General features: G+C 45.4%; 1 pseudogene. It reads left to right on the top strand.

What is annotated here, in order from left to right:
* Positions 1–511, top strand: a pseudogene (gene vscU / locus R7040_RS30125) (SctU family type III secretion system export apparatus subunit VscU); the annotation flags it as partial.

Below are 511 nucleotides of genomic sequence, written 5' to 3'. Positions count from 1 at the left end.
CAACACCTTAATGCAAATTCCAACTTGTGGATTGGAATGTGTCCCTGCGGTGACGGGAGTCATGATTAAACAATTGATGATCATTTCATCGGTTGGTTTTGTCGTGATCGCTGCGGCAGATTTTGCCTACCAGAAGTTTGACCACACGAAGAAGCTCAAAATGAGCAAGGACGAAGTAAAACGTGAATACAAAGAGATGGAAGGCAGCCCGGAAATCAAAAGTAAACGCCGTCAGCTTCATCAAGAACTTCAAGCTTCTAATCAACGCGAAAACGTTAAGCGCTCCAACGTATTAGTAACGAACCCGACTCACATCGCGGTTGGTCTGTACTACAAAAAAGGCGAAACACCTTTACCTGTGATCACTCTGATGGAAACCGATGCGATGGCTAAACGCATGATTGCAATTGCACGAGAAGAAGGCGTGCCAGTAATGCAAAAAGTGCCATTGGCGCGTGCGCTTTATGCCGACGGAAACGTTGACCAATACATCCCAAGCGAATTAATTGAA

Source organism: Vibrio sp. 1069, assembly GCF_033340555.1.
This window is presented reverse-complemented; position numbering and strand designations above follow the sequence as displayed.